This is a genomic window from Sphaerisporangium sp. NPDC088356 (genome assembly GCF_040685555.1).
GTDB lineage: Bacteria > Actinomycetota > Actinomycetes > Streptosporangiales > Streptosporangiaceae > Sphaerisporangium.
In genome coordinates, this window is sequence record NZ_JBFBIK010000007.1 from 61,333 (window position 1) to 73,972 (window position 12,640).

General features: G+C 68.8%; 14 protein-coding genes. 8 read left to right on the forward strand and 6 right to left on the reverse strand.

What is annotated here, in order from left to right; genetic code table 11:
* Positions 1-18: 18 nt before the first annotated feature.
* Positions 19-525 (reverse strand): hypothetical protein, encoded by a 507-nt coding sequence (locus tag AB0O34_RS04965; protein WP_363912831.1) that lies wholly within the window; start codon positions 523-525, stop codon positions 19-21.
* Here AB0O34_RS04965 and AB0O34_RS04970 point away from each other — a divergent pair.
* Positions 439-1,458: a CoA transferase gene (locus AB0O34_RS04970; protein WP_363912829.1), complete on the forward strand. Its 1,020-nt coding sequence runs from the start codon at positions 439-441 to the stop codon at positions 1,456-1,458. The two genes, AB0O34_RS04965 and AB0O34_RS04970, sit on opposite strands and share 87 nt — an antisense overlap.
* Here the strand turns inward: AB0O34_RS04970 and AB0O34_RS04975 are convergent.
* Entirely contained in the window at positions 1,411-1,992 is a 582-nt protein-coding gene (locus tag AB0O34_RS04975) for an MFS transporter (RefSeq protein WP_363912724.1), read from the reverse strand. The genes AB0O34_RS04970 and AB0O34_RS04975 overlap by 48 nt on opposite strands.
* Positions 1,993-2,359: 367 nt before the next feature.
* Between AB0O34_RS04975 and rpsB the strand changes: the two genes are divergently transcribed.
* The 5 genes from rpsB (at position 2,360) to AB0O34_RS05000 (ending at position 6,849) form a co-directional block, all read left to right on the forward strand.
* The gene (gene rpsB, locus AB0O34_RS04980; RefSeq protein ID WP_363912726.1) at positions 2,360-3,343 is read left to right on the forward strand and encodes a 30S ribosomal protein S2; all 984 of its coding nucleotides are present in this window, start codon (positions 2,360-2,362) and stop codon (positions 3,341-3,343) included.
* 115 nt (positions 3,344-3,458) lie between these two features.
* Positions 3,459-4,292 (forward strand): translation elongation factor Ts, encoded by an 834-nt coding sequence (gene tsf, locus AB0O34_RS04985; protein ID WP_363912728.1) that lies wholly within the window; start codon positions 3,459-3,461, stop codon positions 4,290-4,292.
* Positions 4,293-4,423: 131 nt separating this feature from the next.
* A complete protein-coding gene (gene pyrH, locus AB0O34_RS04990) occupies positions 4,424-5,122 on the forward strand; it encodes a UMP kinase (RefSeq protein ID WP_358547549.1) in 699 nt (232 codons plus the stop codon).
* A 9-nt stretch (positions 5,123-5,131) separates the two neighbouring features.
* Positions 5,132-5,689 carry a ribosome recycling factor gene (gene frr / locus AB0O34_RS04995; protein ID WP_363912730.1) on the forward strand — a complete coding sequence of 186 codons (558 nt, stop codon included), beginning with the start codon at positions 5,132-5,134 and terminating at the stop codon, positions 5,687-5,689.
* A gap of 167 nt (positions 5,690-5,856) precedes the next feature.
* Positions 5,857-6,849: a phosphatidate cytidylyltransferase gene (locus AB0O34_RS05000; RefSeq protein ID WP_363912732.1), complete on the forward strand. Its 993-nt coding sequence runs from the start codon at positions 5,857-5,859 to the stop codon at positions 6,847-6,849.
* A 15-nt stretch (positions 6,850-6,864) separates the two neighbouring features.
* On the opposite strand, the gene AB0O34_RS05005 is transcribed toward AB0O34_RS05000, so the two are convergent.
* Positions 6,865-7,896, reverse strand: coding sequence for a suppressor of fused domain protein (locus AB0O34_RS05005; protein WP_363912734.1), 1,032 nt, complete (start codon positions 7,894-7,896; stop codon positions 6,865-6,867).
* Positions 7,897-8,004: 108 nt separating this feature from the next.
* Between AB0O34_RS05005 and rlmN the strand changes: the two genes are divergently transcribed.
* Complete coding sequence (gene rlmN, locus AB0O34_RS05010) at positions 8,005-9,105, forward strand: 23S rRNA (adenine(2503)-C(2))-methyltransferase RlmN (protein ID WP_363912736.1); 1,101 nt, start codon at positions 8,005-8,007, stop codon at positions 9,103-9,105.
* An 83-nt stretch (positions 9,106-9,188) separates the two neighbouring features.
* On the opposite strand, the gene AB0O34_RS05015 is transcribed toward rlmN, so the two are convergent.
* From AB0O34_RS05015 to AB0O34_RS05025, 3 genes are all read right to left on the reverse strand, one after another.
* On the reverse strand, positions 9,189-9,443 hold the full coding sequence (locus AB0O34_RS05015) for a hypothetical protein (protein WP_363912737.1): 255 nt from the start codon (positions 9,441-9,443) through the stop codon (positions 9,189-9,191).
* Positions 9,444-9,577: 134 nt separating this feature from the next.
* The gene (locus tag AB0O34_RS05020; protein ID WP_363912739.1) at positions 9,578-9,799 is read right to left on the reverse strand and encodes a hypothetical protein; all 222 of its coding nucleotides are present in this window, start codon (positions 9,797-9,799) and stop codon (positions 9,578-9,580) included.
* On the reverse strand, positions 9,796-10,407 hold the full coding sequence (locus AB0O34_RS05025) for an ATP-binding protein (protein WP_363912741.1): 612 nt from the start codon (positions 10,405-10,407) through the stop codon (positions 9,796-9,798). The genes AB0O34_RS05020 and AB0O34_RS05025 overlap by 4 nt, the downstream gene beginning before the upstream one ends.
* A gap of 449 nt (positions 10,408-10,856) precedes the next feature.
* Between AB0O34_RS05025 and AB0O34_RS05030 the strand changes: the two genes are divergently transcribed.
* The gene (locus AB0O34_RS05030) at positions 10,857-12,452 is read left to right on the forward strand and encodes a hypothetical protein (RefSeq protein WP_363912743.1); all 1,596 of its coding nucleotides are present in this window, start codon (positions 10,857-10,859) and stop codon (positions 12,450-12,452) included.
* Positions 12,453-12,640 lie beyond the last annotated feature (188 nt).

Consider the following 12,640-nt stretch of genomic DNA (forward strand, 5'->3'; position numbering starts at 1 on the left):
GGCTGCGGCGCTGGGAGTTCAGGTGGTCGTGGTGCTGAGGCGTGGGATGGGCGCGGTGCTGGGAGTTTCGGTGGCGGCGGCGCTGAGGGCCGGGATGAGGGTGGTGCGGGGCGTTCGGGGGGCGGTGGATGCGGGAGTGGTGATGAGGTTGAGGTTGCGGTGGATGTTCGGGAGGCCGCCGTCGCGTTTCGGGATGAGCGCTACTTCCGCGTTGATGGAGAGCTGTCCGTGGGGTGGGCGCCGCTGTCCGGTGACTACCGGACGGCTGACGGGTGGGTCCGGCTGCACTGCAACTTCGATCATCACCGGGACGCCGTGCTTCGTGTCTTCGATCTTTCTTCCGGTGCCGACAAAGCCGACGTCGCCGAGGCTTGTGCCCGCCGTACGGCGCAGGACATCGAGCAGGCCGTGACGGACGCGGGGGGTTGCGCGGCCGCGATGCGGAGCCGGGCGGAATGGCAGGACCACCCGCAGGGCCGGGCCGTCGCGGAGCTGCCCCTCATCGGTCTCGACCGTCTCGGTCATGTCGGGGCTGAGGTGGGTTCGGGAGGTCTTGCTCGTGCCGGGGCCGGGGTCGGCCTCGATCCACTCGGCGGTGCGGCGGCCGGGGCCGGGGCCGGCGCCGGTGGCCGTGTTGCCGCAGGGGCCGAGTGCGGCTCTGGTGGGCGTGACGGTGCGGCCGTCAGGGAGGGGCGGTGGTTGGAGGGGGTTCGGGTGGTCGACCTCACTCGGGTGATCGCGGGGCCGGTGGCGACCCGCACATTGGCGGCCTACGGGGCCGAGGTGCTGCGCGTGGGAGCCGCTCATCTCCCGGAGGTGCCGGGGCTGGTGATCAGCACGGCGTTCGGGAAGCGGTCGTGCGAGCTCGACCTGCGTACAGAAGACGGGGCCGCGGCGTTCAGGGAGCTGGTCGCGGGCGCGGACGTCGTCGTCCAGTCGTACCGCCCGGGAGCGCTGGCGGCGCTGGGCTTCGGTCCGGAGGAACTGGCCGCCATCAGGCCAGGGATCGTCTGCGTCGACATCTCCGCGTACGGCTCGCGCGGCCCGTGGGCGGGGCGGCGCGGATTCGACAGCCTGGTGCAGATGGCCTGCGGTATCGCCCACGAGGGGGGAGCGGGCGGGAAGCCCGTACCGCTGCCCGCCCAGGTTCTCGACCACGCCACCGGCTGGCTCGCCGCCCTGGGAGTGATCGCCGGGCTGCTGCGGAGGGAGGCCGAGGGGGGTTCCTGGCAGGTCGAAGTGGCTCTGGCCCGCACCGCTCTGTGGCTGGACGGGCTTGGCCGTGTCGACGGCACGGTTCGGTCCGAGCCGGAAGTGGACGATCTACTGGTAGAGATCGAGAGCCCGTTCGGGAGGCTGACCTACGTGAGGGTCCCGGGGAAGATCGGTGGCGTCAGGCCGTCCTGGGGCTCACCGCCGCCGCGCCGGGGAGAGCACCCGGCGGCGTGGACCTACTAGACCCTGACCCCGCGCCGGAGTGAGGCAGAACCGGACGACCGGATGGGGGGAGCACCAGACGAGGAGGATCGCGGGCAGGATGAGGGCGGTGCAGGTCCACAGGGTGGGGCGCAGGCCGATGACCTCGCCGAGCACCCCGCCCGCGATGCCGCCGAGCGTCATGATCCCCATGGTGGCGACCGTTATGATGGCGTTGACCCGGCCGACCATCTCGGGCGGGGACTCCCTGAGCTGGATGGTCCCGTAGCAGACGCTGAACATCACCGTGGCGACGCCGGTGATCACGTAGGCGACCACCAGCAGCGGGACCAGCACCGAGGGCGACCCGTGTGCCGAGGCCAGCGCCACGAATGCCAGTGGGAAGACGACGACGCTCCCCAGCAGGACCCGGTTCTCGGTGAAGCGGCCGACGAGCCGGGGTGCGACGGTCGCGCCGATGAGGCCGCCGGCACCGAAGGAGGCCGTCAGCAGCCCGACCACTCCGACGGGTAGCCCGAGCGTCTTAACGGCGAACAGGACGTACAAGCTGGGCAAGCGGGTGACCGAGATCCTGGAGCCCTACCTGGCCAAGACGCGATCGAAAGGAGGACGCGCCGCCGGACGCCCGCCTGGTCCAGGGGATCATCCAGATCTTCCCCCGCCACCGGCGTAGTCTCCAGCGGGCCCGCGGGCGGCGGCGGTAAGGAAGCTTGCCCGGTGGGCTGGGCGTTGCCGGGTTCCGGGTACACTTTTTTGTGGCTCGTCAGACGGGCCGACTTCGCACGCCCACAGGCGAATCGTCCTCTCGGTCCGGGTCCTGATCCGGATGGGACGACTCAGGGCGTCAGGGCGGGCGCCGCAGGCTCCCGCATACAACCGAGGCACGCGCCTTCACGGCGCTCTACCCAGGAGGACCATACTCATGGCCCCCGTCGTCACCATGCGACAGATGCTTGAAAGCGGTGTTCACTTCGGGCACCAGACCCGTCGCTGGAACCCGAAGATGAAGCGCTTCATCCTCACCGAGCGCAACGGCATCTACATCATCGACCTGCAGAAGTCGCTGGCCTTCATCGACCGCGCCTACGACTTCATCAAGGAGACCGTCGCCCACGGCGGCACCATCCTGTTCATCGGCACCAAGAAGCAGGCCCAGGAGGCCATCGCCGAGCAGGCCGCGCGGGTCGGCATGCCGTACGTCAACCAGCGCTGGCTGGGTGGCATGCTCACCAACTTCTCCACCGTGCACAAGAGGCTTCAGCGCCTGAAGGAGCTCGAGGAGCTCGACTTCGACAACGTGGCAGGCTCCGGGCTCACCAAGAAGGAGCTCCTGATGCGCCGCCGCGAGAAGGACAAGCTGGAGCGCACCCTCGGCGGTATCCGCGACATGGCCCGCGTGCCCAGCGCGGTCTGGATCGTCGACACCAAGAAGGAGCACATCGGGATCAGCGAGGCCCGCAAGCTCAACATCCCGGTCGTCGCGATCCTCGACACCAACTGCGACCCCGACGAGGTCGACTACCCGATCCCGGGCAACGACGACGCGATCCGCGCCGTCAGCCTGCTGACCCGGGTGGTCGCCGACGCGGTCGCCGACGGCCTGATGTCCCGCGCCGGTGCGAACCGCGGCGACGACAAGCCGTCCGGTGCCGCCGTCGCCGAGCCGCTGGCCGAGTGGGAGCGCGAGCTGCTGGCCCGTGACGAGGAGGCCGCTCCGGAGGCCCCCGCCGCCGAGGCGGCTGAGGCTTCTGTCGCCGAGGCCACGGTCGCCGACGAGGCGCCCGCCGCCGACGAGGCGCCCGCCGCCGAGGAGGCCCCCGCGGAGGAGGCCGCCCCCGCCGCCGAGGCCACCGAGGCCGCCGCCCCCGAGGCCGAGGCCGCCGAGGGCACCGAGCAGCAGGCCTGAGACTCGCGCCAGACCGTACGGGCACCACCCGTACGGCAAGCAAGGCTCTTCCGGGTGGGTGTGCCAGAACAGGGCGCACCCACCCGATCCACGACGACTCGACGAGGAAAAGACAATGGCTTCCGTGAACATGGCCGACGTCAAGCGGCTTCGTGAGGCGACCGCCGCCGGCATGATGGACTGCAAGAAGGCGCTTGAGCAGTCCGAGGGTGACTTCGACAAGGCCATCGACATCCTTCGCGTCAAGGGCGCCAAGGACGTCGGCAAGCGCGAGGCGCGCACCGCCTCCAACGGCCTGATCGCCGTCAAGCACGAGGGCGAGGCGCTCGGCGCCCTGCTCGAGCTCAACTGCGAGACCGACTTCGTCGCGAAGGGTGAGCGCTTCCAGGAGCTGGCCGCCCGGGTCGTCGACCACGTCCTCGCCGCCCGTCCCTCCGACGTGCCGAGCCTGCTTGAGTCCGACCTCGACGGCAAGACCGTCAAGGAGCACCTCGACGAGGCCAACGCCGCGCTCGGCGAGAAGATCGAGGTCCGTCGCTTCGTCGTGCTGGAGGGTGGCTACGTCGCCTCCTACATGCACAAGACCGACCCCCAGCTTCCCCCGACCGTGGGCGTCCTGGTCCAGCTCGACACCCCGAACCCCGAGGTCGCGAAGGACATCGCCCAGCACACCGCCGCGATGGCCCCGAAGTACCTCAGCCCGAACTCCGTCCCGGCCGACGTGGTCGAGAAGGAGCGCACGGTCTTCGAGCAGATGACCCGCGAGGAGGGCAAGCCGGAGGCCGCCATCGGCAAGATCGTCGATGGCCGCGTCAACGGCTGGTACAAGGACTTCACCCTTCTGGAGCAGTCCTTCGTCAAGGACCCCAAGAAGACGATCGCCAAGGTCGCGTCCGAGGCGGGCGTGAAGGTCCTGGGCTTCGCCCGTTACAAGGTCGGTCAGGCATAGGCTTAGCCCCAAAGAGGGATCTGACCAGCTTCGTAAACATCGCCGAGGAGGCCGCCGTCGTGCAGGAGAACCAACCACCCGCTACGTCGGCGGCTTCGTCGTACAACTGGCCGCTCCGGTGGAAGCGCGTCATGTTGAAGCTGTCCGGCGAGGCGTTCGCGGGCGCCGAGCCGCTGGGCATCGACCCCGTGGTGGTCGCCAAGCTCGCCGACTCGGTCGCCGAGGCCGTGCGTGAGGGAGTGCAGGTCGCGGTCGTCGTCGGAGGCGGCAACATGTTCCGCGGCGCCGCGCTCTCCGAGCGGGGCATGGACCGCGCCCGGGCCGACTACATGGGCATGCTCGGCACCGTGATCAACTGCCTCGCCCTGCAAGATTTCCTGGAGAAGCGCGGCATCGAGACGCGCGTCCAGACGTCCATCACGATGCAGCAGGTCGCCGAGCCGTTTCTGCCCCGGCGCGCGATCCGCCACCTGGAGAAGGGCCGCGTGGTCATCTTCGGCGCCGGGCTCGGCTCGCCGTTCTTCTCCACCGACACCTGTGCCGCCCAGCGCGCTCTGGAGATCGGCGCGGAGGCGCTGCTCAAGGGCACCCAGGTCGACGGGGTCTATGACTCAGACCCCCGCAAGAACCCCGATGCCGTACGCTTCGACCAACTTGACTACAGCGAGGTCCTCACGCGGGGCCTCGGGGTCATGGACGCCACGGCGATCAGTCTGTGCATGGACAACGGCCTGCCCATCGTCGTCTTCGACCTGATGGGCGAGGGGAACATTCTGCGGGCGGTCCGCGGTGAAAAGATCGGCACGCTGGTGAGTCCGGCAGGGAAATAGGGAGCCGCTGTGATCGAGGAAACCCTCTTCGAAGCCGAGGAGAAGATGGACAAGGCGGTCGGAGTCGCCAAGGAGGACTTCGCGGCGATCCGCACCGGCAGGGTCAGCCCTTCCATGTTCAACAAGATCAATGTCGACTACTACGGGTCGCCGACACCGGTGCAGCAGCTCGCCTCGTTCCATGTTCCCGAGGCCCGCATGGTCATCCTCCAGCCCTACGACAAGGGCTCGATGACCGCCATCGAGAAGGCGATCCGTGACAGCGACCTCGGGGTCAACCCCGGCAACGACGGCGCGGTGATCCGCGTGGTGTTCCCCGAGCTTTCGGAGGAGCGCCGCAAGGAGTACATCAAGGTCGCGAGGAACAAGGCCGAGAGCAGCAAGGTCTCGGTCCGCAACATCCGCCGTCACGCCAAGGAGACCCTTGACAAGATGATCAAGGATGGCGAAGCCGGTGAGGATGAGGTCCGCAGGGCCGAGAAGGAGCTCGACGACCTCACCCAGAAGCACGTCGCCAAGATCGACGAGCTGCTGAAGCACAAGGAATCCGAGCTGCTCGAAGTCTGAGCGCGGTAGCAGTCGCAGGTCAGGTCGAGGCGCTTCCACTCCGGTGTTAGCCGCGAGTGGGAGCGCCTTCGCCGCGTTCCGGCCCACCCCGCTCCCTCCCCGCCGCCCGGCGGTACTGGCAGAGTGGGCCGCCGAGCGTGGTTGACGGGTACGAGAGTGGGATCACTGTGGAAGGTACGGCGGCGGACGGTACCGGGCCGGCCCGAGGCCATTGGTCTGAGGAGCGTCCGCCCGAGGGGCCCGGAGATGCGGGCGGGGGCGTTGAGAGCGCCGCCGGCCCTCAGGGCTTCACGGGCTCCGAAGGCCGTCCGGACTCGCCGGGCGATCTTCCGTCGGCCTCCTCCAAGCCGGGCCGCATCCGTACGGGCCGTAACCTTCCCGCCGCCATCGGCGTCGGCGTCGCCCTCGGGGCCGCCGTCATCGGGTCGCTCTACACCGTCAAGGCGCTGTTCCTCCTGGTGCTGGTGGCGGCGGTCGGCATCGGCGTCGTCGAGATGGTCCGCGCGTTCGCCGTCCGCGACATGCGCGTGCCGGTGCGGCTGGTGCTGGCGGGGTTCGTCGCCATGGTCGCCGGCGCTTACTGGGGCGGCCCGATCTGGCTGCTGGGCGCCTTCACGCTGACCGTGCTGACCCTGCTCACCCAGCGGATGTTCCAGGGCCAGGAGGGGTACGTCCGTGACGCCGCGGCGAGCGTCCTGACATCGGTGTATCCCGCGTTGATCGCCGGGTTCGTCCCGCTGATGCTGTCCAAGCCCGACGGGGCCGACCGGGTGGTCATCTTCATCGCCGTCACCGTGTGCAGCGACATCGGGGGCTACTTCGCGGGGATCCTGTTCGGCAGGCACCAGATGTCGGCCATCAGTCCCAAGAAGACCTGGGAGGGGTTCGCCGGGTCGGTGCTGGCCTGCGTCCTCTGCGGCGCGCTGCTCGTGCGATACCTGCTGGAGGGCCAGTTCTGGCAGGGTGCCGTGGTCGGTGTGGTGGTGGCCATGTGCGCCACCCTCGGCGATCTGGTCGAGTCGGTCATCAAGCGTGATCTCGGCATCAAGGACATGGGCAACCTGCTCCCGGGCCATGGCGGCCTGATGGACCGCCTCGACTCGTTGCTGGCCACTCTCGTACCGGTCTGGCTGCTCCTGGCGGTCTTCGTACCTATGTGAGCTCCGCCGGGGGTGTCAGGGGATACGCCCGGAGAGGGAGAGGGCCTGGTGGCCCTGGTCGGCGGCGATCTGGAGCTCCTGATCGGTGACGGGCACCAGCCAGAGCCATCGGACCTCGTCGCCGCCCAAGGCGAAGCCGGAAAGATCGGGTAAGCCCGGCACCGAGTCGAGCATCAGCGCCCCGTGGTAGCTCGGGCCGAGCGGGAAGGTCGCCGGCTCCCGGTACCAGCGGGCGGTGTGGCCGTGCCCCAGCCAGGTGACCGAGTGCCACGGGTAGCGTGCCAGCCAGAGGAACAGCCGCGCCGCCTCCGTCGCCTCCCCGCGCGTGGCGATGGCCAGCTCAATGCGGGCGTAGGTGTCCGGCCGCTCGATGTACTGCTCCACCGTGGGCATGCGCTGGCAGCTCATCCCGACGGTCGAGAGCATCGTGTAGCCGTTGTGGGGGCGCTCGGTGATGCCCACGGTCGGCAGCCGGTCGCCGCCGATGTCCCAGTACCTCGCGGCCGGGCCGACCCTGGCGTCCAGGTGGCTCATCACGAACTGCTGGAACGAGGGCCAGGACCCGTCGCCGTGCCGCCACTCCCAGTACGACCGGGCCTTGGCGATCCTCGGCGCGAGCCCTTCGAGCGCCTCGTCGAGGGACCAGGCGAACGGGGACTCCCCGACGGCGTCTTTGGCGTAGCCGGGCATCCCGCGCTCAAGATCCGACCAGCCGGGAATGACGGCCAGGAGCTCGCCGTTCCGGTACAGGGCGGCACCGTCGCCCTCCTCGAACCACAGCACCGCGAGCTCGCCGGCCGTGAACGGCGGCGTGCCCTCGGGGGCGCGGGTGTTCGCGACGGGCATCACGGGGGCCTGGCCGGTACCGATCCGGCCAAGATCGACGGAAGGTGGCGCCTGCACATGGTTGGCGAGCCACACGGCTCCGTGGATCCCGCCTTCGGCGTCGCGCAGGTAAGCTACCGAAGACACCCCGTCGTATTCGACGGTTACCGCGCGACTGCCGTAGGGGCTGGTGTCGGTGAGAACGACATCGGTGGTGCCCAACGCTCATCCGCCTTTCCGGTGGACGTCTCCCCGTTCGGCCGAGGATCGCAATAGATCACACGGAATGGCTGTCCAGTGCAGCTTCCGGCAAACCGTTAAGAGAAGGACATGTCCGCCGAGCTAACCTTTGTCGCCCCCCGACGGGCCAAGCCGTCGCGTCACCTGGCCGACCTGTCGATGGCGGAGCGCCGCGCGGCCGTCGTGGAACTGGGTGAGAAGCCCTTCCGCGCCGACCAGCTGTCCCGGCACTACTTCGAGCGGCTGACCACCGAGCCCGAGCACATGACCGATCTTCCGGCCGCGTCGCGTGACCAGCTGGTGACGCAGCTGATGCCCAGCCTGCTGACCTCGGTCCGCGAGATCACCTGCGACGACGGCACCACCCGCAAGAACCTGTGGCGGCTCTTCGACGGCGCGCTGGTCGAGTCGGTGCTGATGCGCTACCCCGACCGCGTGACAATGTGCGTGTCCTCCCAGGCCGGATGCGGCATGAACTGCCCCTTCTGCGCCACCGGACAGGCCGGGCTGACCCGCAACATGTCGACGGCCGAGATCGTCGAGCAGGTCGTCGCGGGCGCCCGCGCGCTGGCCCGTGACGAGGTCCCCGGCGGCCCCGGACGGGTGAGCAACATCGTCTTCATGGGCATGGGCGAGCCGCTGGCCAACTACAAGGCCGTGATCGGCGCCGTTCGCCGCATCGTGGACCCCGCCCCCGAGGGTCTCGGCATCTCCGCCAGAGGCGTCACGGTCTCCACGGTCGGCCTGGTCCCGGCGATCGAGAAGCTGTCCAACGAGGGGCTCCCGGTGACGCTGGCCGTCTCCCTGCACGCGCCCGACGACGAGCTGCGCGACACGCTGGTCCCCGTCAACACCCGCTGGAAGGTCGGCGAGGTGCTGGACGCGGCCTGGAACTACTCGGCGAAGACCAAGCGGCGCGTCTCGATCGAGTACGCCCTGATCAAGGACATCAACGACCAGGAGTGGCGGGCCGACCTGCTGGGCCGGCTGATCAAGGGCAAGCTGGTGCACGTCAACCTGATCCCGCTCAACCCGACCCCCGGCTCCAAGTGGACGGCCTCACGACCCGAGGACGAGCGTGCCTTCGTCCGCCGCCTGGAGTCCCACGGGGTGGCGGTCACCGTACGCGACACCCGGGGCCGCGAGATCGAGGGCGCCTGCGGCCAGCTCGCCGCCGCTCCCGAGGCGTAGCCGACCGGCCGCCGCCGCCACGACTTTCGCACCGGCGGTGTGCCGCGTTGAGCGACGGTCGCGGACGTAGTCGGGCGATGGTCTCAGATGTAACGGAACGCGTTCGCGATCAACGCCAGCAGGGCGAGGGTCGCGGCGCCGATCACGACCATGCGCCGTAACGCCGCCCACGCCGCGGACTTTGCGTCCGGGATCTTCGCCGACGCCTCCGCGGCGGTCTTCACCGCCTTCCCCCAACCCGTCCACGTGTCTACCGTCCGCTGAAAGCGCCGCCCCACGACGAACAGAACCGTCGCAATGACAACAATGACCAGAACCCGGCCATCCGAGCTCTCCATGGGCATACTCCTGCCGACGGAACAGGTTTCGGCTCTTGAACTTATTCCAAGCTCCTAGCGGCACGGCGGGAAGCTACTTCCTGTGACCCCGGCTTATGCGTGGACGAAGTCAAGATATTGGTGGCATGTCCGCATCAGCCGAAATGTCGGCTGGACGCCAGCGCTCGGCGCAGCTCGTCCGGTCCCGACGACACGATGATCGTGCCGCGCCCTCGTAGTGCGTACCACCCGTGACCGATCACCAGGAAGCCGTGATCGGGGAAGTCGGCGCGAAGGCGGCTCAGCCCCGCCCGGACCCACTGCTCATAACGGCTCGGTTCAGCCGTCCCCTCGTGCGGTAAACGCCCAGTCCTCATGGCAGGGGCTCCGCGTCGGTGAGCACCGCCCACACAAGATGGCCCGCGGCGGGGTCGCCGTCGCAGCCGACGCGCCAGGCGAGCCGCCGTACGGTCATCAGCCCTCGTCCATCCTCGGGCAGATCCCAGGTGATCTCCGTGTTCGGGTCCGGGGCGGTTCCGAGAGCTGGGTGTCCGCCCGGCCCAGCCTTTTCGACAGCGCCGGCGACGTCCGGAGAGCCGCCCCCGCCCAGGTCGTACACTCCGATGCGCACACTGCTCGGCTGACGGATCAACTCGACGACGAAGTACCCGCCGGGCCGGCCCGACCGCGTGTGCAAGAGCGCGTTGTTGATCAACTCTGCTGTTACGAACACGGCGTCGTCCGCCCAGCACGTGTCCGCCAGCAGGCACCTCACCAAGGCTCGTGCCCTGGGCGCCTGCTCGACGAGACCGGGGAAGACCCGGCGCCACACCATCCTGCCGGTCAGATGCTCGTGAAGCCTGCGCGCCGGATGGCTTGACGAAGCGGTGTCCCGCCCAGCGGCCACCAACTCGGGGGCACGGTGCCCGGAGGCAGTGGCCACCGCATCGTGGCCGGCCTCGGCGTCTATGGTTCGATCGGCCACGTAGGCCACCTCCATGTGGGTTGAACGGCGGGCTGATCCCGCACCGTCCAGCACTGTGGCCCGATCAGCCCCGCCTGCCGCCCCCCAGTGCCGGAACAGAGATCGGTCTCCCTCTGAGGCTCCGGCCTGTGGAAACCGGCCATGGCCTGCTGGAACCCTGCGGACCCGTGCGGCGCGATCCACCAACTGGCCGTGCTCGGGGAGCCGTGGCGCGCTCCGGCCGCGCCCGCGACGAGGGCCGGACCGCTGCGGGGTCGACGTCTTCCTCGCTGGCGTTCGAGGGGCACCACCTAAAGGAACAGACGGGGGAGGGAACTGGTCAGGAAGCTGCCGTCCGGACCAGAGCTTGCCCATGCTAAGTAATGACATGGCTACAATCAGTGAAAGATTGGAGCTTGATCGCGTCGCTGGTCTCGGCTGGGATGCGATCACTTAGGAGGGGGGACAGCATGACCGGCGAGGGATACCGCGTCCTGCTCAGCGCGCGGCGGCGCAGTGACATTCTGCGTGCCAAGGGGTTCACCTACGAGCAGATCGCCGCCGTCCTCGCCCTTGACCACCAGGTCAGCCCGCTCCGGCTCTACCGCTTCGCGCAGGGCCGCACGGTTTCCGAGGTCGTCAACGCCTTCAACGACCTCGACCCCGCCGGAGCCGCGAGCCTGCGGGACGCCCGTCTCTACGACTACGAGCTCCACCCGAGGGCCGGGCGCAAACCTCCGCTGCGAGCCCTCACCACCTTGGCCCGCATCTATCAGACGAGCGCCCGCCAGCTGGTCAGCGACAGCGACTACGGCACCTACTGCCCGCTCGACCGGGAAGCCCTCGACCGTGCCGACTTCCGGCACTGGGACAGGCACTATCATCGCCCCTCGGCAGCGGGCTCTTCTTGTGCCAGCATGAAGGAGACCCCCGCCTGGTTAGCCCAGTCGCGGGAAGCCCGAACGGGGCTGCAGCCTGAGGAGTGCGCCGACCTGCTGAGAGCGCTCGGCGCCGAGGAGGCCGACGTGAAGCGCCGCGATCTGCTGATCGAACTGGCCCTGACCCTCGGCGGCATGCCAGCACTGGCGTTGCTCCGCCATCTCACCCCCGAGGAGGAGGTACGGCTCGCACGGGCTGGCCGTGCCGAGGGCCGGGTCGATGCCGCCGCCGTCGCCACGATCGAGAAGCTCACCGCCCAGTGCCGCCGTCTCGACGACGCCCTCGGCCCCAAGACAGTGCTGCCAGTGGTCGACGCTCAGCGTGACCTGGTCACACGACTCCTGCGTCGGGAATCACTGCTGCCCGCCTTGCGTGATCGCCTGATCGGGGTCTATGCCGAGCTGTCGCAGCTTTCGGGATATCTCCACTACGACCTGGCGGACTACCAGGCGGCCACGAAGCGGTTCGAGAACTCGTTGGAAGCCGCTCTGGAGATCGGGAATGCCACGCTGCTCGCCTACGTCCACCATTGGCTGAGTGACATGGCGAGCTTCCAGGGCCTGCCCGCCAAGGCCTTCGACCACGCGTTCGCGGCCCAGGGCTGGGCGAGGCGCAGCCCGAGCCACCTGCTCCGCGCGAGGACCAACATCGTCGAGTCCTGGGCACTGGCACTCGACGGACGGCCGACGCCTAGTCTCCGGCTGCTGGAAACCGCCCGTAACGAAGCACAGAAGCCGACCCCGGCCGACCCTCCCTACCTCTACTGGATCACCGAGTCGTCCGCCCTAGAAGGAAGCTCCTGCTTCTGTTTCAACGCGCTGCGCCGCCCCGACGCGACCATCACCACCGTCACCGCCCAGCTCGACAGCCTTCCCGGCGAAACCTACAGCCGGGAACAGGCATTCGGCCTGATCCATCACGGCAACGCCCTTATCCAGAAGCGGGAGATACCCGAAGCGGCGGCCAAGCTCAGTGAGGCCGCCTCGGTCATGGCCGTGCACAGCTCGGCCCGTCTCATCCATAGCCTCCGCAGCGCTCGCCGCCAACTCCAGCCCTGGTCCACCTACACCCATGTCCGCGACCTGGACGAGGAACTCCACACTCTGGGATTTACGGACAAGCAATAAATGCCTGACCGTTACTCGCGTGCCATCTGGACATGGGGCGAAAGGTCGCGCCCAGGTGGCTCAATGACGGCACGATGCGCGGTGCCACGCCGATGAGCCGACTGCCCGTGCACCCTGCGGCAAATATCCGAAATGTGAGCATTGCCGCTATTCGTGGCGGCAAATCAGAAAGCAGGCACTCGCAAGCC

Excerpts from the sequence above, each read along its gene's own strand:
- AB0O34_RS04970 (WP_363912829.1), top strand. The coding sequence starts at position 439 with ATGCGGAGCCGGGCGGAATGGCAGGACCACCCGCAGGGCCGGGCCGTC.
- AB0O34_RS04965 (WP_363912831.1), bottom strand. The coding sequence starts at position 525 with ATGACCGAGACGGTCGAGACCGATGAGGGGCAGCTCCGCGACGGCCCG.
- rpsB (WP_363912726.1), top strand. The coding sequence starts at position 2,360 with ATGGCCCCCGTCGTCACCATGCGACAGATGCTTGAAAGCGGTGTTCAC.
- tsf (WP_363912728.1), top strand. The coding sequence starts at position 3,459 with ATGGCTTCCGTGAACATGGCCGACGTCAAGCGGCTTCGTGAGGCGACC.
- pyrH (WP_358547549.1), top strand. The coding sequence starts at position 4,424 with ATGTTGAAGCTGTCCGGCGAGGCGTTCGCGGGCGCCGAGCCGCTGGGC.
- rlmN (WP_363912736.1), top strand. The coding sequence starts at position 8,005 with ATGTCCGCCGAGCTAACCTTTGTCGCCCCCCGACGGGCCAAGCCGTCG.
- AB0O34_RS05015 (WP_363912737.1), bottom strand. The coding sequence starts at position 9,443 with ATGGAGAGCTCGGATGGCCGGGTTCTGGTCATTGTTGTCATTGCGACG.
- AB0O34_RS05020 (WP_363912739.1), bottom strand. The coding sequence starts at position 9,799 with ATGAGGACTGGGCGTTTACCGCACGAGGGGACGGCTGAACCGAGCCGT.
- AB0O34_RS05030 (WP_363912743.1), top strand. The coding sequence starts at position 10,857 with ATGACCGGCGAGGGATACCGCGTCCTGCTCAGCGCGCGGCGGCGCAGT.